This is a genomic window from Gleimia hominis (assembly GCF_002871945.2).
Taxonomy (GTDB): domain Bacteria; phylum Actinomycetota; class Actinomycetes; order Actinomycetales; family Actinomycetaceae; genus Gleimia; species Gleimia hominis_A.
Genome location: NZ_CP126963.1, coordinates 1727480 through 1751750, shown reverse-complemented (window position 1 = coordinate 1751750; position 24271 = coordinate 1727480). Strand labels below are relative to the sequence as shown.

Sequence of the window (24271 nt, the reverse complement as noted above, 5' to 3'; positions counted from 1 at the left end):
TAGTCCGCAAAACAGGCGGGTTAGCTGACAACTCCTCGGTTAGCCCGCAGCAAAAGCGAGTTAGCTGACAACTCCTATTAACAGTGAGGCAATCATGAGTGAGACACAAACTACAGGGATGAAGAAGTCGCTCAGCCTGTGGAACTACTTCACCATGGGTTTTGGTGCGATCGTTGGTACCGGCTGGGTACTACTCGTTGGGGACTGGATGATCATGGGTGGCGGCCCCATCTCCGCGATGCTGGCATTCGCCGCTGGCGCCCTGTTCTTACTACCCATCGGCGCGGTCTTTGGGGAACTCACCGCCGCTATCCCCATTTCCGGTGGCATCGTAGAATACGCCGAACGGACCTTCGGTAAAACCGCGGGGCACATGACCGGCTGGTTCCTCGCCCTGGGTAACGCCATCTTGTGCCCGTGGGAAGCCATCGCAATCAGCGCGCTGCTGTCGAGCATGTGGGCGGACCTACCGGGCTTAGAGTGGATCACCAGCATCAAACTCTACGAAATCGCAGGGTCACCCATCTACCTGATCCCCACTTTGGTTGCCGAAGCGGTATGCCTGCTAGTGATCTACCTGAACTTCCGCGGAGCCAGCGCCGCCGCGAAACTCGGCAGCTTCCTCGCCAAAGCCCTATTGGCTGGCATGCTGCTCGCCATGGTTACCTCACTGTTCATCGGATCCCCATCCAACTTACTGCCCACATTTGCGCGCGTGTCCGCACAAAACTCCGGTTCAGTTGCGGGGGTAACCACCACCGCCGGCACGTTCCTAACCGCGTTCCTCGCTGTCCTCGTAATCACCCCGTTCTTCTACACCGGGTTCGACACGATCCCTCAAAGTGCAGAAGAAGCGGGCCCAAACTTGAACTGGAAAAAATTCGGCCGAATCATCGGTCTAGTCTTACTCGCATCCGGCCTGTTCTACGTGATCTGCATCTACGCGTTCGGAACCATATTCCCCTGGCAAGAATCCGTTGCCGACCCCGTCCCAGCCCTGTCATCAATCCTGAAAATCTCCATATACCTATACATCCCCATGCTGGTGATCGGCACAATCGGCCCAATCGGGCCCATGAACGCGTTCTACGGTGCCACCGCGCGAATCCTGCTGGCGATGGGACGCAAAGGACACCTCCCGCGCTCGTTCGCAAAAATCCACCCCAAAACCGGCACCCCCGTGGTGCCGAACATAATCCTGGCGGTAGCCACCGTTGTCGGACCGTTCCTAGGTGGGAACCTGCTGATCCCACTCACCAAAGTAGACGCACTCGCCTTCGTAGTGGCCTGCACCGTAGCGGCCGCCGCTTGCCTGAAGATGCGGTTCACCGAACCCGACCTACCACGACCCTACAAAGTACCCGGAGGCAAAATTGGAATCGGAATCGCAGTGCTAGCAGGCCTAATTTTAGTTGGCTTACAAGTAATCCCCGGTTCCCCCGCAGTTCTGGATCCAGTCTCGTGGTGCATCGTAATCGTGTGGTTAATCGCCGGCGTGGCACTACGTTGGGTGGCTTCACGTAATTCAAGTAAACCAACGCTCGCGGCGTAATGCGGCTAGACAGTATGCCAAAACGCTTGCGTAAGCTCTTTGCGATCCGCCGTAGTAGTCTTCTTCAAAATATTGTGCACGTGCACCTTAACCGTGGATTCAGACAAAAATAGTTCGTTTGCGATTTCCCGGTTCGTGCGGCCCGCGAGGATATGGGTAAACACTTCCACTTCCCGTTCCGTCAAATTGCTTGAGGCCCCAAAAACCCGAACGGCCGACAGCAAGAACACTTCGTCGGGCCCCACCGACTTCTCCGGTGGTTCCTCAAAGTGAGCGTGCAGAATCCGCGCGCCACTACCCAAAATGAACACCATCCACGTGAGGTACAAAAGATTCTCCACAAAATTGCGCTCAGGTAAAAATGGGCGCTCATTAGCCACCCCACTGTGCCCGGGGAGAATTAAAATAAACACCACATTCCACACAATCGTACCCACCGCTAACAACGCTGTTAACACGTACAATAAGCGGTGGCGTTTAAGCCTAAAGCGCTGCACCCTCCCAGATTCTCGGAAGTACCTCACCGCTAAAAAGACCAATAGGGCAATTAGCGCTAACCCACGCACAGTGAAAAAACAAAACTCCGCGTACTTCTGCTCCTCAATTAACAGTAAAGCAGCGGTCGAAAGAACCAGCACGGAAACTACGGGCACCACCGCCCAACGCAAATCCACTTCAATAAAAGCCAAACAAACAAGCCACATACAGCCCGTTAATATAGCCGCAAGAATCATAGATTCCACAGGGCTTGTAATCGAATAGATAGTGCGGGGCTTGTGTCCCATCACGAACGAAGAACGCAGCACCAATGCTACGTCGAAGAAGTAAGTGAAAAAGCAAAGAGCGGCGAATAGGTACGTGTTACGGCGTGAAAGTAAGAATATTGAAACGCAAATAGCTGACGTCAAACCCGAGGTTAGTAGTACTACAAGAGTGTAGTAAAACAATGGAAATGACATCTCTCAACTTTCGGCTATATGAATGCGGACGCACTGGTATATTACCAAGATGCGTCCGCAATCAATATAGGTTTAGTTGAGTTACGAGTAGATCATAACCTGAGCTACCAAACAGACTCCACCGAATCCAAAGACAAATACCACCATTGGCCAGACGAACTTCAACCAGTGCTGATATTTCATATCTAACATCTGTAGCGTTGCCATCACCAAACCGGTTGGTGCCAAGAACAGCATTGCGTACTGGCCCCACTGGTAAGCACACACGATGATCCACCGTGGGATCCCAACCGCGTCGGCTAGCGGCGCCATAATCGGCATGGACAACACCGCCAAACCAGATGAAGACGGAACCACGAATCCGAGCAGGAAGAAGATCACCAGCATCATAATCGCGAACAGCGGACCACTCATCCCAGAGACCATCTGCGTTGCGCCGTGCAGCAGCGTGTCAGAAATCAACCCCTCGTTCATCAACAGGTTGATACCGCGAGCCAGACCAATAATCAGCGACACCCCAACCAGTGAAGAAGCGCCCTCAATGAACGCGTCGTTCAGCTGCTTCTCACTCAACTTGTCTTCACCAAACACGGACAGGAACATCACGATCACAGCGATCGTTAGGAACGAAGCGGCCATGGTGGGGAACCACCAGCCCTTAGCCATAACGCCCCAAACCATAATCGGGAACGCAGCCACAAACAGGCACAAGCTAAGTTTCTTCTGCCAGTTGAAGTTCTTCGCTTCACTACCACCCATAGACCACTGCTTCTGGAACTTCTCGTGATCCTCATAGGTAAGGCTCGACGTCGGATCTTTCTTAACCCGGTTGCAGTACCGCCACAGGTAAGCGATAACCACCGCGCCACCAACTACGCAGCCAGCGGCCCTCCAGATAATCCCCTCCGTAAATGGAATACCAGCAGCAGACGAAGCGATAACTACCGAGAACGGGTTAATGGTAGAGAACGTGGTGCCCATTGAACCAGCGAGGAAGATGGCGCCCACGCACACGATCGAGTCGTATCCCATCGCTAAGAATATGGGCACCAAGATCGGGTAGAACGCAACCGCCTCTTCTTCCAAACCACACAGGGAACCACCCACGACCATGAATAGCGAAACGAAGAACACCAATAGGAACTCGTGTCCCTTAGTTTTACGCGTCAACGCTATCAGGCCGGATTCGAATGCCCCCGTGGCTCTCACCACCCCGATGAGTCCGCCCAGCACAAAGATGAACACCATGATGTCCACCGCTTCAATTGTGCCGCGCACCATCGCGTTCGGAATGTCAGTGATACCAGCTGGGTTAGATTCCAACCGCTCATACGAGTTCGGAACCGAGATCGGTTTATCCAGAGCACCCGAGGTGAACTGTTTAATATCGATCTTTACACCCAGGTCATCCAAAGTTTCTTGCGTCGCTGGAAGATCTTTAGTATCACCCTTAGGTTCCAACACCTGTAGTTGAGAAGTGTCAGTGTTATAACTTAGTTTTGCGTACGCACCGGCAGGCACAACCCATGTGGCGATCGCAGCTGCGACCGTCAAGATGAACAGGATCGTAAACGCGGTGGGAACATTAAAACGCCAATGATGCTTCTTACCCCGGCGCTTAGTTTGCTTATCTTCGACCGCAGTGTTTTCACCGGCAGTCGCACTGTGTTCACTCATCGCAGTTACCTAACTTTCTAGCCGACGATCGACGTGCCGGCGCGGTGGTTCAAACCATCCTTAGCTTTCGCCAAAGACGTGATGATCGCTTCTGCCCCCGGGTTGTTCTTAGCGAACTGAACACAAGCCTCTACCTTTGGCAGCATGGAACCTTTAGCGAACTGGCCGTCAGCCATGAAGCCCTCCATAGCCTCAACACTTTCCTTGCGTAGCTCACGCTGGTCAGGCTGGTTGAAGTTTACGTACACGCTGTCCACAGCCGTCAAAATCAGCAGGGTGTCCGCACCCAGCTCCGAAGCCAGGAGGGCGGCGGAACGGTCCTTATCGATAACCGCTGGTACACCGCGGAACCCATCGCCCTCAGCGACAACTGGAATGCCACCACCGCCGGAGGCAACCACCACAGTATCGGTCTCTGCGAGAGTCTTAATGGTCGGCATCTGCACGATCGCCTTCGGCAGCGGAGAAGCAACTACCCAGCGCCACCCACGGCCTGAATCCTCCACGTAGGTGTTACCCGTTTCTTCCATCAGCTTCTTCGCTTCGTCCTCAGTGAAGAACGCGCCAACGGGTTTCGACGGAGCTTCGAACGCTGGGTCGTTCTCATCAACCTCAGTTTCCGTCACCAAAGACACGGCCTGGCCAGGAAGGTTACGACGCGTAATCTCCGCGTCGATTGCCTGCTGCAAGTGGTATCCAATGTAGCCCTGGGACATTGCGCCGCACTCCGCAAACGGAATAACCGGGGTGCCAGCACCCGCTTTAGCGGCCTCATCCGTAGCCACCTTAATCATGCCTACCTGAGGACCATTACCGTGAGTGACGATAACGTGCGCACCCTCTTGAACAATGTCCACAATAGATGTGGCGGTCTGCTTGATTAGCTCTAGTTGCTCCTCAGGTGTTTTCCCAAGAGCATTTCCCCCCAAAGCAATAACAATTGTTTTACCCATTAAAAGACCTCAATATCTTTCTAAAAGTCGGCATAGAGCCCGTAGCTTAAGTGCCGAACCCCTGGCGTTACCCACCGCGTGCACCACCACTCGGGGCAGCGCACATAGTGGAATCGAATTTGTAAAATTTGCTGTGAAGGGGACTTGCCGGATCGTGTGAGGCAAGTCCCCTGCGCGTCCAAAAGACGCTACCTAGCAGACCAAAACCCAACCGGCTTAAGTGCGCCGGCAACGGTTTTAGCCTTCAGGTTCGAATGCTTACCGCAGTGACGCCACCATTACAGCTTTGATGGTGTGCATACGGTTCTCGGCCTCGTCGAACGCAATGTTAGCGCTGGACTCGAACACATCCTCCGTTACCTCAATGCCGTTGGCCAGATCCGGGTACTGCTCCGCAATCTGCTCGCCAACCTTGGTTTCAGAGTTGTGGAACGAAGGCAGGCAGTGCAGGAACTTCACGTTCGGGTTCCCAACCTTCTTCAGCATCTCTTTGTTTACCTGGTACGGCATGAGCATGTCGATACGCTCACCCCACGACTCGATTGGCTCACCCATGGATACCCAAATGTCGGTGTACAGGAAGTCCACATCTTTAACACCGGCTTCCACATCTTCGGTTACCGTGATGCGTGCGCCCGACTCTTCTGCGAACTTACCGCACATGTCCTGCAGTTCCTTGGTGGGCTGCAAAGACTTAGGCGCTACGATCCGCACGTCCATCCCCAGTTTTGCACCAATGAGGAGCAGGGAGTTCGACACGTTGTTGCGGCCATCGCCCACGAAGGCGAACGAGATCTTGTTGATCGGCTTGTCGGTGTGCTCACGCATCGTCATGACGTCAGCGAGCATCTGGGTGGGGTGGAACTCGTCGGTCAGGCCGTTCCATACCGGTACGCCGGCGTAGTCAGCGAGTTCCTGAACCAGTTCCTGTTTGAATCCGCGATACTCGATGCCGTCGTACATGCGGCCCAGTACCCGAGCCGTGTCTTTCATGGATTCCTTGTGGCCAATCTGTGAACCCGTCGGATCCAGGTAGGTGACCTGCGCACCCTGGTCGTGTGCAGCAACCTCGAAGGAGCAACGCGTACGTGTCGAGGTCTTCTCGAAGATCAGGGCGATGTTCATGCCCTTCAGCAGCTGCTGTTCCACACCCGCGTACTTAGCGCGTTTGAGGTCCCGCGCCAGGTCGAGCAAGTACATGATCTCTTGCGGTGTGTGGTGTACCAACGACAGTAGGTTACGGTTCTTCAGGTTTACAGCCATGAAAAATTCCTTTCCTCGTCGACGCATCTTCGCATCTTCGCAGTGAGGACGATTCAGCGCCGAAATGTTTTTCTTGCGGCACAGCTCACACTTCCACACTGGCTCAGGAACCGAAACGTTTAAACCAGGTTGAATCGAGGATAGATCCGGGTTTAGATCACCCTAATTAGTATCTAGAATCCGCTACACCCTAACTAAACCCGCAGTTTTAAAACCGATCTGAGTTGTCAAAGAGTACGCGAGGAAAGCGCGTGCACCCCCGATTACTTCGCTATGCGCGCCTTCTAAACCACGCGTTCGGGGCTAGGCTCGCGAACTTAGCACTGCGCGGAAGCTATTCTTTCGTATTCTCCAGGTCGGCTGGGTCAGTTCCCTCTTCCGCACCGTCGGTATCATCCACCGCCGTGTAAGCCAACTGGTTCAGAATCTGCGTGAACGAACTATCCGCCTGCGCAGCTTGAGGGAAAAGCGACGTATCCGTCATTCCGGGCACCACGTTCGCGTCAATAAACCACGGCGCACCCTCATGGTCAACAATCAAATCAATGCGCGACAGGTGGCGCATACCGAGCGCCTCATGCACCCGCACAGCCACGTCCTTAACTGAATCTGCTTCATCGTCACTCAAACGTGCGGGCACAAAAAACCGTGACCGCCCCGGGTTGTAACGCGCGTCATAATCATAACGCCCATCCTCAGCAACAATCTCCACCGGGGGAAGTGCACGCGCAGTATCCGTCACATCCAACACAGAAACCGCGACCTCACGGCCCTCAACAAAATCCTCCACCATAACTGCATCCCCATACGAAAACGCATCTACCAACGCGGCACGCAACTGGTCTTCGGAAGTGGCCAGCGAAATCCCCAGGGCCGAACCCCCATCTGCGGGCTTCACCATAACTGGAAAGCGGAACGAATCATCAATCGCGCGGATAATCCCCTCCGCACCCACCTGGCGGAACAATGACTGCGACAAACTAACCGAAGCTGGCGTCAACACCCCATACTGCGACACCAACGCCTTCGCCGACGGTTTCGACGACGCCAACACACACGCATCCGGCGTGGAACCCACATACGGGTACCCAAGCAAGTACAACAAGTCCTGCAAAGACCCATCTTCACCCACAGAACCGTGAATCATCGGCCACACCAAATCTGGGTCAAACTCCGACAACGTGGTAAACAGCTGCGCGTTCAAATCACACACCTTAACCGCGTGACCCTCCCGGCGCAGCAGCGTCGCCACCCGCCGGCCAGACCGCAAAGACACGTCCCGCTCATGCGTTAAACCACCAGCAACAATCAGAATCCGCAACGTCACACCCGTCTCCTAAACACTAAACCCATCAACGCTGATCTGGTGCGGGCGCACTCACCGAATCATCCGACACGCGTGCCCGCACATTAGTACCAAACATCTCAACCAACTCCTGCTCCGCCGAAATCACCCGCGAAAGGCGGCGCACCCCCTCACGAATCTCCTGCGGAGTCGGATAACAAAACGAAAGCCGCATATGGTCACCACCCCGACCATCCGCATAAAACGCCGTGCCCGACACGTACGCAACCAAACCGGTCACCGCGCGCGGCAACATCGCCTTCGCATCCAACCCATCCGGCAGCGTCACCCACGTGTAAAAACCACCATCCGGCTTAGTCCACGAACACGACGGCAAATAATCCTCCAACGCCTTCATCATCGCCTGGCACCGCTCCTCATACATCCCGCGGTACACCTTCACCTGCGAATACCAATCGTAGTTAGACAAATAATCCTCGATCGCCATCTGCCCAACCATCGACGGCGAAAGAATCGCGGACTCCGACGCCAATACCAACTTATCGCGCACCGCATGCGGCGCCAACGCCCACCCAATGCGGAAACCCGGGGCGAACATCTTCGAAAACGAACCCAAATACACCACGCCCTCAGGATTCAAAGACTGCAATGCCGGCAGTGGATCCGCCCCAAACCCCAGCAGGCCATACGGATTATCCTCCACAATCAACACGCGTTCACGCCGGCAAATTTCCACCACCTGCGCACGCCGCTCCTGCGACATCGTCACTCCCGCCGGGTTGTGGAAATTCGGGATCGTGTACAAAAACTTAATTTTCCGCCCCGAGGCACGCACTTGCTTAATCGTCTGCTCCAACGCATCCGGCACTAAACCGTCATCATCCATCTCAATGTGGACAATATCGCCCTCATACGCCCGGAACGTGCCCAACGCCCCCACGTAAGACGGGGCTTCTGCCAACACCACGTCACCGCGCTCAAGGAACAGTTCCGACACCAAATCTAACGCCTGCTGCGACCCCGTCGTCACCACCACGTCATCGGGATCCGCGGTAATCCCGTCGTACGTCATCACTTCTGTAATGCGTTCCCGCAACGGTTCCCAACCCTGCCCAGAACCGTACTGCATCGCCTGCGTCCCATCACGGCGAATCAACTCCGCCGCCGACTGCGCCAAACGGTCTAACGGCAAATCCTTAATATTCGGCATGCCACCCGCCAAAGACACAACCTCGGGGCGCGACACGACCGCGAACAACGCGCGGATCTCAGACGAACGCAACCCGTGCGCTCGGGCGGCGTAAGCATCGAACCAGGGGTCAAGCCTCGTACCCTCATTCACACTCCGCGCATCGCGATCAGTCACGTTGTCCTCAATTCATAGAAGTAAACACACTAACCCTGTCCATTGTGCCACCCGTTACACAGAAGAGAAAAGAAAACGCGCATCCGTGGACAAAACCCACGCATGCGCGCTTTCTAAAACCGAAACCTAACCCGGCGGGAAGTCATCCCGGCAACTTAACTTAGCCCGGGGGAACCTGTTGCCCCGCTCCGGGGAAAACTGCTATCCCAGCTCGGGGGCCAGCTGTTATCCCAGTAGCGGCTCAATTTCGGACTTCAACTGTACTTTTGGCCGACCCCCAACGATCGTTTTCACAGCCTCCCCATCTTTGAACAGGATCATGGTGGGGATAGAAACAATCCCGAACTTCATCGCGGTATTTGGATTGTCATCCACGTTCAACTTCATGACCTTCAACTTACCGTCCAGATCTGCAGCTACCTCATCGATAATCGGTGCCATCTGCCGGCACGGGCCACACCACGGCGCCCAAAAATCAACCAAAACCGGGGTAGTGGAATCCACAACCTCCGCCTGGAACTTAGCATCTGTTACATCAAGAACCTCAGACATAAAAACTCCTTAACCCAAATAGTGCTGTGCATCCAACGCTGCCCGGCAACCCGTGCCCGCAGCAGTAACTGCCTGCCGATACGTGGAATCCACCACGTCACCGCACGCAAACACCCCCGGAATCGGGGTGCGGGTAGACGGTTCATCCACCTTAATGTAACCGCCCTCCAGCGGTAACTGATCTTTCACCAAGTCCGTGCGAGGCTCGTGGCCGATCGCCACAAACAAACCGGACGCGGGTACATCGCGGCGTTCACCCGTGACCGTGTCCTCCAATGTTACGGACTCCAGGGTCTGCGTTCCCTTCATGTCCACAACCACGGAATTCCACGCGAACTCAATCTTCGGATCCGCCATCGCCCGATCTGCCATGACCTTCGAGGCACGCAACTCGTCGCGGCGGTGCACCACCAGCACAGATGATCCAAAACGGGACAAGAACGTCGCTTCCTCCATTGCGGAATCCCCACCGCCAACCACGACAATCGGTTTGTCGCGGAAGAAGAACCCGTCACAGGTAGCGCAGTAGCTTACGCCACGGCCCGCAAACGTTTTCTCACCCTCCAAACCCAGCTCGCGGTAGGCGGAACCGGTGGCGATAATCACGGCGCGTGCCCGGTACGTATCCTCGTCGGTCTCCACCTCTTTAACCTCGCCCTGTAGGCGCAAAGCAGTGGCGTCTTCCATGCGGATGTCCGCGCCAAAACGTTCAGCTTGGCCCCGCATATTCTCCATCAGCTCCGGCCCCAAAATCCCTTCTGGGAAACCCGGGAAGTTCTCCACATCCGTGGTGTTCATCAGCGCACCCCCGGCGGTAACCGCGCCCGCTAACACCAAAGGCGCCAAGCCCGCGCGGGCTGCGTAGACCGCGGCCGTGTACCCGGCTGGGCCCGAACCTACGATGATCAAATCGTGTACGTTCTGTTCAGTCATAAAACTCCACTGGTCAATCACAAAGAGTTACAGCACTAATCGTTACAGTACTCATCCAACAACTAACACAACTCTACAGGCACCCACTTTATTCCCGCGCCCCAAGCCGCATGCGCTTCCAGCGAAACACAGGGTCGCGAGCCCCGAAATCTGCGCCCCATCCGCGCGCGCCAGGAGCGCCCCCAGAGCACACCCTACGGCCTATTTGACACGCAGTTCGTTTATTTTCACGCGGTAATGCGATTCGTCATCCACGGGTAGGGACACGAAGTCGAGTGTCACCACTTTCCCTTTCGTCACCTCAGAAGGCTTCAAGGTGGTCGTCCCCTTCATTGCCGCGGACGTCAACACTTTCGTTTCGAACGGCTTGGACCCATCGCCTACCCGCAGGTCCACTTGCCCACCTTCAATCGGCCCGTCGAATGAAACTTCCTTCACGTCCGCATCCGCTTTCAGGTGCACGATCAGGCGGATCGTGTTCTCCGGGGGCAGGTCCGGGTTCATAAAGTACCGGCTTTGCCACCCCGTATCTGGGTTCCCGTCAAACATTTGCGCGGCCTGATCCGGGTGGTCGCCACCGTCATTTTGGAACGAAACCACTTCTATAGAATCCACTTGCGGCGCACTAGTTTGCGGTTTATTCGCTTGAGGCTCCTTCTTCTCCTGAGGTTCTTGCGTCTCTTTCTGCGGTGCTGCCGCCGCGGGTTTGGGTGAGTCTGACTTGGTGAAAACACTCGGCAGAGAAGTGTTGAACAACGTCAGTGTGGCAATCAGCGCAGCCACCACGGTGAGGGAGGCAAACAGGATAATCGTTGGCCGCGTCGGGTCCACGCTCGCGCCCTCGTTGAACTCGTCGAACGAAGTGCGCACGCTATGCAAAGAATGCGACAGTGCCCGCGTCCCAGACGGTAGAGACAGGACGCGTCCCCGCCCCCGCTTCAAGGTCTGCAACCACGGTTGCCCCTCTTTTTCCGCTGTATCCGCGGTATCAGCGCCAGGTTCCCCATCGGTAGAGCCAGCCGACTCCGCCTCACCGTCCTCGTGGGCTCCACTTGTGGGCACCACCTGGGGAATACCCGTGGTCCGCAGCTGCGTTTCTTCCGCGTGGTCAGCGTCCGTATCCACCGGTGCCTGAGGTTCAGTTTCAGACTCCTTCGGCACGGGTAGCGCCCGCCACTTCGGCAACTGCGACAACGCTCCTTCCCCATCGAGTGGCTGCGCGTTAACCACCTCATTCACAAACGCCTTAGTCGTGTCTTCCGGTTCCGCTGCACTTTCACCCGGTTCCGCCGTTTCAGACACCTGAGGGGCTGGCGCACCTTTCGGTTCTCCTGCCGACGTGGGTGTCTTATCCGACGCCCGCATCTGATCTAGCACGTCACCACGCGAATGCCGAGGCTCATGCTGATCGACCTGCGGGTCAACCAACAGGTCCTCAAAATCTGGTAAAGACGCGCGCTCCCCAAGATTACGCCGCGCCTGCTTACCCAACCGCTCTCGCAGCTTCTTCTGCAACGCCTGGGTAGACATCGACTGGTTAATCCGCTTTAGCGCCCCGGTAACAGCTTGAGTGAACGAACCGGTGGACTCATCCGGGGTGTCCGGCTTCGGCGTAGACTGATCTTCACGCTCAGCATCAGACATGCGCAACCCCCTCAAAAAACACGGTAAAAACCAACAAAATATTCACACTCAGCTTAACGCAACGCGTATCCCACCGGCGCATACGCACCGTTTAACAACACACACGCGGTGCAAATCACTACAAGAACCGGCGCAGCGGCGGAATCCGGCGCGACAACACCACCAGCGCCCGCTGCGAATTCGCCCTATCGAACGCAATCAAGAAACCGAAGAAAACACCCGTCACAATCACGCCGGTAAACAAGCCCCGCCAGAGGGCACCCAGCAGACACACCAGGGCCGAACCCGTCGCAAACGGGCCCACCACGTGCAAAAACGCGGCCCCCACCAAAGCGGCGGAAATAGCAAAAAAACCGTAGCGCAGCGCGTCGTTAATAACCCGCAGCGGATCCGCGTCCGGCAGCTTGTGTTTCACGTAGAACGCGGCAATCACCCCCTGCGCAATCCGCGACAGCGAATCCGCAACCGAAGCTCCGAGCAGCCAGAAAGTCGGGTGGATAAACGCCTTCAACGTCCACGCCAGCGCAATCCCACACAGCGTAGGCACCAGCACCGTGAAGAACACCGGGCGCCCATCCTCAAGGGAATAAAACACGCGTTGCGAAAACAAAATTACCGCCGCCCCAGCCAAACCCGGCAGCAAAGCAATCAACACGTCCACGAAACCCGACAGGATCTCAACCGAATTGTTAGGCCCCAACGCCTGAAAAACCGGGGCTGCTGCCGCCCCCACGCACGCCGCTAACCACAGCGTCAACATAGACGTGATACGAACCCCAAAATGGTACTGCTGCGCCATCATCAAATGATCATGATCCGCCGCAGACGCCGCCAGGCGCGTGAACAACGCCGTCGCAATCGAAACCGAAATAATCGACTGCGGCAACATATACACCATAAACGTGTACGACATTGCGGCGTTAGCGGGCGCAAACGTGTCGTGCGCAACCCCCCAACTGTTCGCCGCCGCCGCAATATTCGAAGTCGACAAGTACCCCAACTGACCCACCGTCAACGTGGCGAACACCCACGCCGTCAGTTTGGACGCCGAACGCAAGTTCGCGCCTCGGAAATGAAAATCAAGCCGCAACCGCACGCCCGCGGAACGTAAAAACGGGATCAACATAACCGCCTGCACCACTACCCCCAGCGTGGTGGGGGCTGCTAACAGGGCGGTGCGACTCCAATCCCACGTGGCGGCGTCCAACAGGTCCCCGCCGGTGCCGTACACCATCATGAAAACCAGCAGACCCACAATGGCGACCACGTTATTAACCACCGGTGTCCACATGTACGGGCCGAACACGCCGCGCGCGTTCAACGTTTCTCCCAACAGGGAATACAGGCCGTAGAAGAAGATTTGTGGCAAGCACCAGACCGCAAAAATAATCGCCAAATGCTTCCACTGCGGATCCATCTGCGCCGCAGAAATCTCCACCAGCACACCCGCCCCAATCACCATCAGCGTGGTGAGCCCCAGCAGAATCAACCCCGCTAACGTGAGCAACCGGTTCACGTACGCGGACCCACCGCGGGTTTTGAACGCCCGCACAATTTGAGGCACCAAAATCGCGTCTAAAAGCCCCGCAGCCAGCATGTTGAACACGGTGTTAGGGAGGGTATTCGCCACTTGGAACGCATCGTTAGCACCCGTGCCCCCAACCGCGACCAGCAGCAGGCCCCAGCGGACGAACCCGAGTAGGCGCGACACGATTGTGCCCGCCGCCATAATCGCCGTGGAACGAGCAATAGACGTCTGCTTCGGATCCCCCACCAGCTCTTCGTTATCTGGGGACATTAAACCTCCTTGGATGTAGAGGCACGTCTACCACCTCGAATACTACGCACAACACCTATCACTAAAAGCACTGCCAGCGCAGCACCGATAGCGAACGTTCCTTTTGACTCCCACCCGGCACGCACCCGCACCACGATTTCACGTGGTGGGTGTAACGCTTTACCCTGCGGATTCGTTAAGGATACGCGAACTTTTACGTTACCGGAACCAATGCCTTCGGTGGGAATCCGCACCAGTTTTGCGGTCCGCCCCGCCACCTGTGTTTTCTGCGCACCCCCGAGGCGCAAACGGGGGTCCAACGTGGTGGCAGTGACGGTTACGTTCGCGGTGTCCGCCAGTTTGTTACTCACCGTTATCGGCAGGTTCGCTTTGGAATCCAGCAGGTTAATGGGCGCGGACCGGGCGACCACCAGCGCTGTTGAGATTGCCTGAGCCCGCTTCTTCAGATCCGTTAAAATCTGCTCTCTTTGCTTCGCCGTTTTGACACTGCGGGCCACCAGCAGGGCATCTTGACGCAGCCGTGCCGGTTGCGTATCCGTGTCCGCCACCGCGGCGGCAACCGCGTTCGTGCTGGCGAGCGCCGACATGGTTGCTTCCGCTTGGCTCGCGTTAATCCCACTGGTGGGGCGGTGTTCCACCAGTGTTTCCCGCACTCGCGCTTGCGTTATGTCCGCGTTCAAAAGCGCGTTTAGGGGGGTCGGTTTCACCCACGAATTATTCATGAGGGCCCGCAGCCGCTCTACGGTATTACTGGTGAGCTCCGTGGGCGCTGCAACCGCGATCGACCGGGGTTCGTATGGCAGTTCGCGGGTGATTATCGCGGTGCTGGCGCGCAACAGTTGACGCACGTTGAACTCTTCCGCAGGGGTTTTCGCCGGCTGGGCAATTAGATTGTCGATACTCTGCTTGGTGGCAATGATGCGCGTACCCGCGTTCGCCGCATCCCCCTGCAGCGTGACGCCCGAGCGGGGGTCAACACTGAACACGGCACTGGGCGTGTAACTGGGGTAGTAAACCGGTGCGAGCGCCTCGTCAGATGTGATGATCACCCGGTCTGCCCACGCGCGCACGGTAACGCGATCCAAAGCGGTACCCCGCGCCCACACGACGTTATCAACGGTCGGTAACTGCGCCTCATCAGCAGCTTTATGCACCCCAATAGATGCTTTCGCCAGCTTAATGAACGCCTTGTTTTTGGTATGCGCCAAATCTGCCAGGTTCGCGCCCAACGCCGGTAGCGTAACCGGGGTTTGCCGCGCCGAAACCAAGTCTTGCACCAGCTGCTTATCCGTATTTAGTAACTGCGATTCCACCGCAACCGCCACCCCCGGGACCGTGGTCAGCCGCGGCACCAGGGGACCGGCCGGGAACTGCGGCTTAAGGTTCTTATCCAACTGCGTCCCAACCGGCACCAGCGCCGTTACTCCAACTGGCTGCAGGTCCGTTTGCGAATCCCAAATAATCACCGACCGCGCCGCCGCCTGCACGGCCTCACCCTCGTCGTTTCCGGCAGTTGCCTGCTTGTCCGCTCCCTCGCCGGCAGTTGCCTGCGTACCCGCTCCTTCGTTAGGAGTTACCTGCGTACCCTCATCCGCATCTGTATCTTGCGCGGATTTCTCCTGCGTGGCCTGCACGGACACCTCCACCCCCCGCGGCCCCCAGTTGAACGCGTCATATATAGGGAGCGAATGCGTCGGCACCGTGAACTTCACCGTCCGCGTCTGCTCCGCCTGCAGGCTGGGTAGTTCCTCTTGCCCAACCGCTAAACCACCGCCCCCTTTTCCGCGCAAATAATCCGTTAACGCAGCCATCGTCGCGGCAGAATCCTCCCGCACACTCAAGGTCGCTAACGCGCGTTCAAAACCTTTTGAATGCGCCGTCACGGTCGCCGTCACCGTAACTTCCGTCTGGTCCGTTAACACCTGAGGGGATATCGACTCAACCGTAACCTCCAACGGCGGCGCTTTAGCGGGCTCTGTTCTTAACCCCTCCAGCCGGCCCACACCTGCTGGTTTCGCATGGGTCCGCACAACCTGAGGGTATCTAGTTAGCGGTTGAAGCTCGGCGCGGGACACCTCGGGGGTACTAGTCGAAACCCGTGCAGTGGCGCTCGCGGAAGGGGTTGCTAACCCGCTCCACACCAAGGTAAACAAGGCGGTCAGTACCCAGCAGACCACCAAAACCGGGCGGGCCGCGTGCCCGCGGCTGCGCCGCCTCACAGGCGCACCACCTCAGGGGGGTAAAGTAAGTCAATCGCTAACGCAACGATACGACGCTCATTCGGATACACAAGGCGTGCAGAAACGCGGTCTAAACGAACCCACGCGGCATCCTCCGCCTCGTGATCCGGATCGTTCTCAACCGTTATCGAACCCGACTCGTACTCCAACAAATAATGGTGCACCACCTTGTGAATCCGCTTGTCAAAAGAAGAAAACCAGTAGTCAATAGACGCCAGCGGTGCCACCACCTGGCCCGTGATCCCAGTTTCCTCCGCGATCTCCCGCACCGCAGCCACCGGGGCGGACTCACCCGGTTCCAAATGTCCCTTCGGTAAACACCACTCAATCTTGCCCGCCCGGTTCCGCCGCGCAATCACCGCCACGTACGGGTGACCCTTCTCAATGCGCACTACCAAGCCGCCCGCACTAGTTTCATCCACCACCAGCGTTGGGGTTTTACGAGCTCGAAAACGCCGCTTCCGCGGAGGGCGCGGTACCCCCAGCGGGTGGCGACGATTACGTGAAGACATACCCCTACTCTATTAGGCGAGCGCAAAAAAGTGTCTATTCACCAACGTTAGCGCCTAGCGTTCTAGCGCCGCCGCTGCATTTCTGGCACTCTTATAGGGATGGATACGACGAACTATGTGGGTTGTGGGTCGCAAACCACGCTACTGGCGAACGCTCACGCGGCATTCAAACACCTGCCGAAACAAATCGTGGAACTCGGACACGTGTTTACCGACGCCGGGTTCGAACTCGCCCTCGTGGGCGGCCCTGTGCGCGACGCGTTCCTAGCGAAAACCCCCCATGACTTCGACCTCACCACCAACGCTCGCCCCGACGACACGCAAGAACTACTGCGCAAATGGGGAGCGAACACGTGGACGGTAGGGAAAGCATTCGGCACCATCGGCGGGCAAAAAGCGGGTCTCACCGTTGAAGTCACCACCTACCGCACCGAAGAGTACGACAGTACCTCACGCAAACCCACCGTGCAGTACGGCGACCACCTGGAAGGTGACCTTTCGCGCCGCGACTTCACCATCAACGCGTGCGCAATGCTGCTGCCACAGCTGAAACTCGTGGACCCCCACGGTGGGTTAGAAGACCTGGCGGAAGGCGTGTTAAAAACCCCGGTTTCCGCCCAGCAGTCTTTTGACGACGACCCGCTGCGGATAATGCGGGCCGCCCGGTTCACCGCCCAACTGGGCATTGACGTGTCCGAAGACGTGATGGCCGCAATGTCCGCGCAAGCTCCGCGCCTGCAGATCGTGTCCGCAGAACGCATCCAAGCGGAACTGCACCGGCTCATGATCAGCCCGTATCCGCGCCGCGGTTTAGAACTCATGGTGTACACCGGGGTGTGCGACGAAGTGCTCCCGGAGTTCTCCGCGTTACGCGACACTGTCGACGAACACAACCGTCACAAAGACGTGTTTGAGCACACCCTCACGGTATTAGACAACGCGATGTCCATGGAAACTGACGAAACCGGCCCGGTTCCCGCCCCCGACTTCATCCTCCGTTTCGCCGCGATCATGCACGACGTGGGCAAGCCCGACACCCGCAAATTTGAACCCGATGGAACGGTTTCTTTTCACCATCATGAGGTCGTGGGGGCAAAGCTTACGCGGGCGCGCATGCGAGCTCTGAAGTTCGACAAAGCCACCACCAAAGCCGTGACCAAACTGGTGCGCCTACACCTGCGGTTCCACGGTTACGGTGAGCAGGGGTGGACGGACTCGGCGGTGCGTCGCTACGTGGCTGACGCCGGTGACCTACTGCAACGCCTCCACCGCCTGACCCGTGCGGACTGCACTACCCGCAACCGACGCAAAGCCAACTACCTGCGGGCCGCGTACGACGACTTAGAGGCGCGGATCGACCAGCTTGCCAAACAGGAAAAACTCGATGCGGTACGCCCGGACCTCAATGGAGATCAGATTATGAGCATCCTCGGATTAGAACCGGGTCCACAGGTGGGACAGGCCTACCAGTTCCTCCTCAAACTCCGCATGGAAGAAGGACCTCTGGGGCAAGAACGGGCCGAAGAAGAGCTTGTGCAATGGTGGAAAACGCACAATAAGTAACATTTACGTAAAAACGTATTACCCTTATTTAAGACAAGCGATTATTTAAGGAGCAGTATGACAATCGAAACTCCAGCTCCAGCGTCAGCCGACATCGGCGTGTGGGGAATGGGCGTGATGGGATCGAACCTGGCTCGAAACCTCGCGCGCAACGGCTACGACACCGCGGTGGGCAACCGGACGGAACCGAGAACAGAACAGTTCATCCAAAAGCACGGTAGTGAAGCCGATTTCGTGCCCGCCCCAACGATGGAAGACTTTATCGCAAGTCTGCGCCCACCCCGCGTGGGAATCATCATGGTTAAAGCCGGTGCCCCCACCGACGCCGTGATGGAACAAATGGCCAACCTGATGGACGAGGGTGACATCATTGTTGACTGCGGTAACTCCCTGTTCACAGACACGATTCGGCGTGAAAAATGGTGCCGAGACCGCGGCCTTCATTTCGTTGGCGCAGGTGTTTCTGGGGGTGAGGAAGGTGCCCTGTGGGGCCCATCGATCATGCCTGGGGGCACCGCGCAATCTTACAAGCGTCTTGGCCCCATGTTCGAAAAAATCTCGGCGCACGTAGACGGCAAACCGTGCTGCATGCACATCGGTGCGGACGGTGCTGGCCACTTCGTGAAAATGGTGCACAACGGGATTGAATACGCAGACATGCAGGTGATCGCCGAAGCCTACGACCTGCTCCGCGCCGGCCTGGACCTATCCCCCCTGCAGATAGCAGACATATTTGACCGGTGGAATGAGGGGGAGCTGAACTCGTACCTCATTGAAATAACTGCGCAAGTACTGCGGCAAGTAGATGAAGAAACCGGTAAACCCCTAGTTGATTTGATTGTGGATGCGGCGTCGCAAAAAGGGACGGGTAAGTGGACGGTGCAGAACGCGCTGGACCTCGCAGTACCCGTAACCGGGATCGCCGAAGCCACGATGGCGCGTGGCGCCTCTTCCTCACAAGAATCTCGTTCTCTAGCGCAAGCGCGCTTCAAAGGCCAGGTGAGCGAGTGGAACATCACGGACCCAGACGCGTTCATTGAGGACGTGCGCCAAGCCCTGCTGGCATCAAAAATCGTGGCGTACTCGCAAGGTTTCGACCAGATTACCCGCGCCGCCACGGAATACGGATGGGACATTGACCGAGCCGGGTTGGCGCAAATCTGGCGGGGCGGCTGCATTATCCGCGCCCAGTTCCTAACTGACATCACGCGCGCTTACGAAGCCGACCCCACCCTGGCTCTGCTGATGGCCGGAGACTACTTTGCGGAACGGATCGAAGATGTGGAACCCGCGTGGCGACGCATCGCCTCCGCCGGCGTGCAACACGGCATTCCCACCCCCGTGTTCTGCTCCACGCTGGCTTACTTCGACCAGATCCGGGCGCAACGCCTGCCGGCAAGCTTAATCCAGGGGCAGCGGGACTTCTTCGGTGCCCACACGTACCAGCGGGTAGATAAACCCGGTGTGTACCACACGCTGTGGGCCCAGGAGGGGCGCCCTGAAGAAAGGCAATAAAACTTGAGTGACACCCACGGTCGTAAACCCAAACGTTCCGGCCTGCCGAAACGCCAAGACCTGAAACGCAAACGCGCAGAAGAAGACTACGCGGCCAACCAGGCGCGCCGGAACTCGGATTCCACCGGCCCGAACCGCTCCCACTCCAACCGTGACACCACGCACCACAGCAGTGGTGGACGCGGGGGAGCCACTGGGAGTACTGCCCGCGGTGAAACCGGGCGCGGTTCACAACCAAGGTGGAAACCACGCGGCGGCAGCGCGAGCGAATCGCAGCGCAAGACGGGAACGAAACTGGTGGGTGCCTCAAGCGGGAAAAAAGCGAGTGCTAAAGGCGCGAGCCAAACCGTTAGAAGCGGGAAAAACAGGAAAACCGCAAGCGAGAACGGGCGCAAACCCCAGCGGAAATGGCCCAAACGGTTAGGCGTGGGCCTGCTGTGCACATTCCTGGGGTTAATTATCGTTGGGGTGGCGGGATTCGCAATCGCATACGCCACAATCCGCGTGCCAGAACCTGGGGAGTTCGCGCTCGCGCAAAAAACCACGGTGTACTACGCGGACGGGAAAACCGAAATGGGCACGTTCGCTGAGATGAACCGCACCATCATCGACACCTCCCAGATTCCCGACTACGTCGGGCAAGCAGTGGTGTCTTCCGAAGACCGCACCTTCTTCACAAACTCCGGGATCGACCTGAAAGGTATCGCCCGCGCCTTCATTAACAACATTACCGGCGGGGACCTGCAGGGGGCCTCCACACTGTCACAACAATACGTGGAGCGCTACTACCTGGACACCACCACCGGGTACCTGGGGAAAGCTAAAGAGGCGATCTTGGCCCTCAAGATCAATAAGCAGCAAAGTAAAGCCGAGATCCTCGACAACTACCTGAACACCATCTATTTCGGACGCGGCTCATACGGCATTGAAGAGGCCGCAAAGAATTATTTTGGAATCCACGCGAAACAACTGAACGTGTCGCAGGCGGCAATGCTCGCGGGAATCATCCCGGCACCATCCGCGTGGGACCCGGCGCAGAACATGAATATGGCGCAGCAGCGGTGGGAACGCGTGCGTAAACGCATGGTGGAAGACGGGTGGATTTCCAGTGACGACGCCAAAAAAATGAAGTTCCCCGACACCATCAAAGGCGTCAAAAACGAATCCATGAAAGGTACCAACGGGTACCTGATGCAGCAGGTGCGCAGTGAACTGGCTTCGCAAGCTGGTATCAGTGCGGAACAGGTGGATTCGGGTGGCTACAAAATAATCTCCACGATCGACCAGAATAAACAAAAAGCCGCGGTCGATGCCGTGAACGCGCTGCCGGAAGGGGCGAGCCCAAACCTGCACGTCGCCCTGTCGTCCGTCAACCCAGAAAACGGGGAGACTTACGCGCTGTACGGCGGTAAGGACTACCAGAAGATCCAACGGAACGCAGCCACGCAAGATATTGCGATGGCCGGGTCTACTTTTAAACCCTTCGGGTTGGTTGCTTATGCCGCTGAGGGAGGTTCGTTGCACGATCGCTACAGTGGCAACTCCCCGCTGACGCTACCCGATGGCACCACGGTGCATAACTACGCGAACCAGTCTTACGGCACGGTGGACATGGTGCGCGCTACCGCCCTGTCGATCAACACCGCGTTCATTCAAATGAACCAGAGCATGGGGGCGGCAAAAACCCGCGATGCGGCAATCAAACTGGGGATCCCAGAAAAAACCCAAGACTTGGACGAGAACCTAGGTAATATTCTGGGTTCATCCGCGCCCCACAACATTGACCTAACCCGCGCGTATTCCACGATTGCTGCGGGTGGGCAGCGGACCACCCCGCACATTGTCCGCGAGGTCACGGACACGGCCGGCAACACACTTTACCGCGGTTCCACAGCGAAAGAGGAAGTGTTTAAAGCCGAAGACATGTCGAAAGTACTGCCGGGGTTGAAGGCAGCAGCCCAGTGGGGGTCAGCGGACAAAGCGCGGAACTTGGGGCGGCCGGTAGCTGGTAAAACCGGTTCGTCAGAAGAAAACAAGTCCGCCCAGTTCGCGGGGTTCATTCCGCAAATGGCCACGGTAGTCACCATGTACCAGGAGGGGGATAACGGGTCGGTCCAGTCGATCACCCCGTTCGGTGGTTACGGTGAAATCACGGGTGCCACCATCCCGGGCGACCTTTGGCTCAAGTACATGGCTGCGGCCACGGACGGGATGGAAGTGAAAGACTTCGACTGGGTCACCACACCATCAGGTGGGTCGAGTTTCCAACAGGCACCCCCGCCGCCCGCGCAGCCGCAGCAGGAGGAACCTAGTGAGGAACCTTCCGAACAGGTGCAAGAAGAGGAAGAGCAGCCGCAAGAACCTCAGCGGCCCCAGCCAGAACCTTCCCAAGAGCCTGCGGAACCAGAACAACCGGAAGCACCCTCCCCAACGGAAGAACCAGACCAGTAACTGGCGGGTAACTGGCGAATAGCTGGCGGACCGGGTTTGAAGGTCTGTGCCGGAAGTCTGCTTTCAGTCGCATCCCTGGCGCGCAAGCTGCAGGTCTTGGTTATACATACCGGTTCAGCGCAGCAAAAAGGCCGCCTCGGAAAGAAAATAACCGGGGCGGCCTCTAATAGAATCCGGGCTTAACCAGAATCTAGTTAGTACTCACGCAAAATCAGTATTAAAGCTAAAACGCGTGGGTTACTTAACGGCGATTACGCGGACCTTGATTTTTGCGTGAACATCCGCGTGCAAGTTAACCTGCACGTCGTAGTCACCGACATACTTGATCGCGTTCTCAACCACGATGCGACGGTTGTCTACTTTAATCCCGGTCGCAGCCTCAATGGACTGAGCGATCTCTTTGGTGGAAACCGCGCCATACAGAGCGTCTGTCGCGGACGCGCGTTTCTCAACCTCGTAGAACTTAACTTCCTCAAGCTTGTCGCGGGCCTCGCGGGCATCATCGATGCTGTCGTAAGCCTGCTTGCGGCGACGTTCGTTCAGTTCGTCAATTACCCGCTGTTGCCCGGGTGTCCACCGCGCAGCGAGGTTGCGGGGAACCAGGTAGTTACGAGCGTAACCGTCTTTAACAACAACGACATCACCGGCGAAACCGAGGTTAGGGACGTCGTGGGTCAAAATGAGTTTTGCCATTGTGAGTCTCCTTCCTTCGGTTTAGCGGCCAGAGCTTGAGTAGGGCAGCAGAGCCATTTCGCGCGCGTTCTTAACGGCCTTAGCGATCAGACGCTGCTCTTGCACGGACACGCCGGTTACGCGACGAGCCCGGATTTTACCGCGGTCCGACACAAACTTGCGTAGCAGTGCGGTGTCTTTGTAATCGATTTTCCCGATCTTAGGTGCCCGTGGAACGGTCATCTTCTTCTGGATCGGCTTGCGAAGTTTAGGCTTCGCCATAGTTGATCTCCTTGAAAATACGTTGACTTTAGAAAGGTGGGTCCTCGTTGTAAGCGGGCGCCCCATCAGTTGCCCACGGGTCGTCCGACGACCCACCGGGGGCCGCGTTGTAATTACCCGTGTTCTGCTGCTGGTAGCCGCCCCCGAACGAGCTTTGACCACCGGAGTTGTTCATACCACCCTGGTTGTAACCGCCACTACCGCCGTAGTTCGACTGGTTGCGGGTAACCTGTGCGCGCGCAAACCGCAGCGCGGGGCCTACCTCGTCAACCTGCATTTCAACTACGGTCCGCTGGCCGCCGTCACGCGCTTCGAAACTGCGTTGCGTCAACCGCCCCTGCACAATTACGCGCATGCCTTTCGACAGGGAATCCGCTACGTTCTCGGCTGTTTCACGCCACACGGAGCAGCGCATAAATAACGTGTCGCCGTCTTTCCAACCACCGGACTGGCGGTCGAAGGTGCGTGGTGTGGAAGCTACCGTGAAGTTAGCTACTGGCGCACCAGAATTGGTGTACCGAATCTCCGGGTCGGCAGTTAAGTTACCGACAATCGTGATGATTGTGTCTCCGGCCATTGTGGACTCCTAAGGTGCTGGTAGTGGTTACAAAAAGTGGTTAAGAACAGTGCTACTTCGCGTTGGGGCGCAGTAGTTTAGTGCGCATCACTGTTTCGTTGAGGTTCAGAACACGGTCCACTTCTTTCGCCATGTCAGGCGTGGTGGTCATGTTCACGACCACGTAGATGCCGTCAGAGAAGTTCTGGATCTCGTACGCCAGCCGACGCTTACCCCAAATATCGACGTTCTCGATGGTGCCGTCCGCTTCAGTTACCTTAGCGAGGACCTTATCCATCGAGGGGCCGATCGTGCGTTCGTCAACGGTGGGATTGAAGATCACCATCAGTTCGTATGCACGCATTACTCCCCACCTCCTTTGGACTCAATCGGTCACGGTCGTTCCGTGACAGGAGGGATTATGCGGTTGGTTCCCACAGCCTCACGCGAAAACCCGTAAGAATATGCGAACCAACA

At 57.1% G+C, this 24271-nt stretch carries 20 protein-coding genes; 4 read left to right on the top strand and 16 right to left on the bottom strand.

Annotated elements, in window-relative coordinates; all coding sequences use genetic code 11:
- Positions 1-94 precede the first annotated feature (94 nt).
- The gene (locus CJ187_RS07685) at positions 95-1552 is read left to right on the top strand and encodes an APC family permease (protein WP_102216988.1); all 1458 of its coding nucleotides are present in this window, start codon (positions 95-97) and stop codon (positions 1550-1552) included.
- Positions 1553-1557: 5 nt separating this feature from the next.
- On the opposite strand, the gene CJ187_RS07680 is transcribed toward CJ187_RS07685, so the two are convergent.
- From CJ187_RS07680 to CJ187_RS07625, 12 genes are all read right to left on the bottom strand, one after another.
- The gene (locus CJ187_RS07680) at positions 1558-2241 is read right to left on the bottom strand and encodes a helix-turn-helix transcriptional regulator (RefSeq protein WP_284667375.1); all 684 of its coding nucleotides are present in this window, start codon (positions 2239-2241) and stop codon (positions 1558-1560) included.
- A 351-nt stretch (positions 2242-2592) separates the two neighbouring features.
- Positions 2593-4188, bottom strand: coding sequence for a YfcC family protein (locus CJ187_RS07675; RefSeq protein WP_102216986.1), 1596 nt, complete (start codon positions 4186-4188; stop codon positions 2593-2595).
- 17 nt (positions 4189-4205) lie between these two features.
- The gene (gene arcC, locus CJ187_RS07670; RefSeq protein ID WP_102216985.1) at positions 4206-5141 is read right to left on the bottom strand and encodes a carbamate kinase; all 936 of its coding nucleotides are present in this window, start codon (positions 5139-5141) and stop codon (positions 4206-4208) included.
- A 258-nt stretch (positions 5142-5399) separates the two neighbouring features.
- Entirely contained in the window at positions 5400-6404 is a 1005-nt protein-coding gene (locus CJ187_RS07665; RefSeq protein ID WP_102216984.1) for an ornithine carbamoyltransferase, read from the bottom strand.
- Between the two features lie 334 nt (positions 6405-6738).
- Positions 6739-7731, bottom strand: a complete 993-nt coding sequence (locus CJ187_RS07660) for a D-alanine--D-alanine ligase family protein (RefSeq protein ID WP_102216983.1) — start codon at positions 7729-7731, stop codon at positions 6739-6741.
- 25 nt (positions 7732-7756) lie between these two features.
- Entirely contained in the window at positions 7757-9076 is a 1320-nt protein-coding gene (locus CJ187_RS07655; protein WP_199171113.1) for a PLP-dependent aminotransferase family protein, read from the bottom strand.
- Between the two features lie 225 nt (positions 9077-9301).
- Positions 9302-9628 carry a thioredoxin gene (trxA, locus tag CJ187_RS07650; protein ID WP_102216981.1) on the bottom strand — a complete coding sequence of 109 codons (327 nt, stop codon included), beginning with the start codon at positions 9626-9628 and terminating at the stop codon, positions 9302-9304.
- A 9-nt stretch (positions 9629-9637) separates the two neighbouring features.
- Positions 9638-10561: a thioredoxin-disulfide reductase gene (gene trxB, locus CJ187_RS07645; protein ID WP_102216980.1), complete on the bottom strand. Its 924-nt coding sequence runs from the start codon at positions 10559-10561 to the stop codon at positions 9638-9640.
- 201 nt (positions 10562-10762) lie between these two features.
- Positions 10763-12205, bottom strand: coding sequence for a hypothetical protein (locus tag CJ187_RS07640; protein WP_102216979.1), 1443 nt, complete (start codon positions 12203-12205; stop codon positions 10763-10765).
- A 118-nt stretch (positions 12206-12323) separates the two neighbouring features.
- Complete coding sequence (murJ, locus tag CJ187_RS07635; protein ID WP_102216978.1) at positions 12324-14003, bottom strand: murein biosynthesis integral membrane protein MurJ; 1680 nt, start codon at positions 14001-14003, stop codon at positions 12324-12326.
- Positions 14003-16180 carry a DUF6049 family protein gene (locus tag CJ187_RS07630; protein WP_284668102.1) on the bottom strand — a complete coding sequence of 726 codons (2178 nt, stop codon included), beginning with the start codon at positions 16178-16180 and terminating at the stop codon, positions 14003-14005. Before CJ187_RS07630 ends, murJ begins: the two co-directional genes overlap by 1 nt.
- 38 nt (positions 16181-16218) lie before the next feature.
- A complete protein-coding gene (locus tag CJ187_RS07625; protein WP_102216976.1) occupies positions 16219-16755 on the bottom strand; it encodes an NUDIX hydrolase in 537 nt (178 codons plus the stop codon).
- A 99-nt stretch (positions 16756-16854) separates the two neighbouring features.
- Here CJ187_RS07625 and CJ187_RS07620 point away from each other — a divergent pair, with 99 nt between their 5' ends.
- From CJ187_RS07620 to CJ187_RS07610, 3 genes are read left to right on the top strand one after another with little or no spacing between them, the layout of a single operon-like run.
- Complete coding sequence (locus CJ187_RS07620) at positions 16855-18318, top strand: CCA tRNA nucleotidyltransferase (protein ID WP_199171112.1); 1464 nt, start codon at positions 16855-16857, stop codon at positions 18316-18318.
- A 57-nt stretch (positions 18319-18375) separates the two neighbouring features.
- The gene (gene gndA / locus CJ187_RS07615) at positions 18376-19833 is read left to right on the top strand and encodes an NADP-dependent phosphogluconate dehydrogenase (RefSeq protein WP_102216975.1); all 1458 of its coding nucleotides are present in this window, start codon (positions 18376-18378) and stop codon (positions 19831-19833) included.
- A gap of 3 nt (positions 19834-19836) precedes the next feature.
- On the top strand, positions 19837-22284 hold the full coding sequence (locus tag CJ187_RS07610) for a transglycosylase domain-containing protein (protein ID WP_233187387.1): 2448 nt from the start codon (positions 19837-19839) through the stop codon (positions 22282-22284).
- A 237-nt stretch (positions 22285-22521) separates the two neighbouring features.
- Here the strand turns inward: CJ187_RS07610 and rplI are convergent, their stop codons facing one another.
- The 4 genes from rplI to rpsF are packed head-to-tail and all read right to left on the bottom strand — an operon-like array spanning position 22522 to position 24158.
- Positions 22522-22977, bottom strand: a complete 456-nt coding sequence (rplI, locus tag CJ187_RS07605) for a 50S ribosomal protein L9 (protein WP_102216974.1) — start codon at positions 22975-22977, stop codon at positions 22522-22524.
- A gap of 21 nt (positions 22978-22998) precedes the next feature.
- Positions 22999-23238 carry a 30S ribosomal protein S18 gene (rpsR, locus tag CJ187_RS07600; RefSeq protein ID WP_102216973.1) on the bottom strand — a complete coding sequence of 80 codons (240 nt, stop codon included), beginning with the start codon at positions 23236-23238 and terminating at the stop codon, positions 22999-23001.
- A 28-nt stretch (positions 23239-23266) separates the two neighbouring features.
- A complete protein-coding gene (locus tag CJ187_RS07595; protein WP_102216972.1) occupies positions 23267-23815 on the bottom strand; it encodes a single-stranded DNA-binding protein in 549 nt (182 codons plus the stop codon).
- 52 nt (positions 23816-23867) lie between these two features.
- Positions 23868-24158, bottom strand: coding sequence for a 30S ribosomal protein S6 (gene rpsF / locus CJ187_RS07590; protein ID WP_102216971.1), 291 nt, complete (start codon positions 24156-24158; stop codon positions 23868-23870).
- Positions 24159-24271: the final 113 nt, after the last annotated feature.

What these genes read in the sequence shown, in the direction of transcription:
- CJ187_RS07685 (WP_102216988.1), top strand. Translation starts at nt 95, where the DNA reads ATGAGTGAGACACAAACTACAGGGATGAAGAAGTCGCTCAGCCTGTGG.
- CJ187_RS07675 (WP_102216986.1), bottom strand. Translation starts at nt 4,188, where the DNA reads ATGAGTGAACACAGTGCGACTGCCGGTGAAAACACTGCGGTCGAAGAT.
- arcC (WP_102216985.1), bottom strand. Translation starts at nt 5,141, where the DNA reads ATGGGTAAAACAATTGTTATTGCTTTGGGGGGAAATGCTCTTGGGAAA.
- CJ187_RS07665 (WP_102216984.1), bottom strand. Translation starts at nt 6,404, where the DNA reads ATGGCTGTAAACCTGAAGAACCGTAACCTACTGTCGTTGGTACACCAC.
- trxA (WP_102216981.1), bottom strand. Translation starts at nt 9,628, where the DNA reads ATGTCTGAGGTTCTTGATGTAACAGATGCTAAGTTCCAGGCGGAGGTT.
- trxB (WP_102216980.1), bottom strand. Translation starts at nt 10,561, where the DNA reads ATGACTGAACAGAACGTACACGATTTGATCATCGTAGGTTCGGGCCCA.
- CJ187_RS07640 (WP_102216979.1), bottom strand. Translation starts at nt 12,205, where the DNA reads ATGTCTGATGCTGAGCGTGAAGATCAGTCTACGCCGAAGCCGGACACC.
- murJ (WP_102216978.1), bottom strand. Translation starts at nt 14,003, where the DNA reads ATGTCCCCAGATAACGAAGAGCTGGTGGGGGATCCGAAGCAGACGTCT.
- CJ187_RS07625 (WP_102216976.1), bottom strand. Translation starts at nt 16,755, where the DNA reads ATGTCTTCACGTAATCGTCGCCACCCGCTGGGGGTACCGCGCCCTCCG.
- CJ187_RS07620 (WP_199171112.1), top strand. Translation starts at nt 16,855, where the DNA reads ATGGATACGACGAACTATGTGGGTTGTGGGTCGCAAACCACGCTACTG.
- gndA (WP_102216975.1), top strand. Translation starts at nt 18,376, where the DNA reads ATGACAATCGAAACTCCAGCTCCAGCGTCAGCCGACATCGGCGTGTGG.
- rplI (WP_102216974.1), bottom strand. Translation starts at nt 22,977, where the DNA reads ATGGCAAAACTCATTTTGACCCACGACGTCCCTAACCTCGGTTTCGCC.
- rpsR (WP_102216973.1), bottom strand. Translation starts at nt 23,238, where the DNA reads ATGGCGAAGCCTAAACTTCGCAAGCCGATCCAGAAGAAGATGACCGTT.
- CJ187_RS07595 (WP_102216972.1), bottom strand. Translation starts at nt 23,815, where the DNA reads ATGGCCGGAGACACAATCATCACGATTGTCGGTAACTTAACTGCCGAC.
- rpsF (WP_102216971.1), bottom strand. Translation starts at nt 24,158, where the DNA reads ATGCGTGCATACGAACTGATGGTGATCTTCAATCCCACCGTTGACGAA.